Origin of the sequence: Psychrobacter sp. DAB_AL32B, from assembly GCF_002224105.1 — a bacterium.
Taxonomy (GTDB): domain Bacteria; phylum Pseudomonadota; class Gammaproteobacteria; order Pseudomonadales; family Moraxellaceae; genus Psychrobacter.
In genome coordinates this window covers 1-365 of sequence record NZ_NEXU01000170.1, presented here as the reverse complement: position 1 = coordinate 365, position 365 = coordinate 1, and the positions used below count along the sequence as shown (strand labels likewise).

General features: G+C 35.3%; 1 pseudogene. It reads right to left on the bottom strand.

The window, feature by feature from the left end:
• Positions 1-365 (bottom strand): annotated as a pseudogene (locus CAN34_RS14315) (hypothetical protein); the annotation flags it as partial.

Below are 365 nucleotides of genomic sequence, written 5' to 3'. Positions count from 1 at the left end.
CACTTGTGGCATCTAAAATCCTCCTAAGCATCTGTTCAACCGCTTTTTCGGAAACGTCATGCTTCATATTATATGCTTCGGATGTAAAGTCATCTTTAAGCTTAGTTGCCCATTGATAGATATTAGCTATTGTCGCACTGTGCTTATCATCTTTATCAGATGCAGCAGATTTGTCTTCTTTATTAGCATCAGATTTGCTGTCTTTATCAGACTTAAAGTCATCTTTAAGCTTAGTTGCCCATTGATAGATATTAGCTATCGCCGCACTGTATTTATCGTCTTTATCAGACTTGTCATCTTTATTAGACTTGTCATCTTTATCAGACTTGTCATCTTTATTAGATTTGTCGTCTTTATTAGATTTG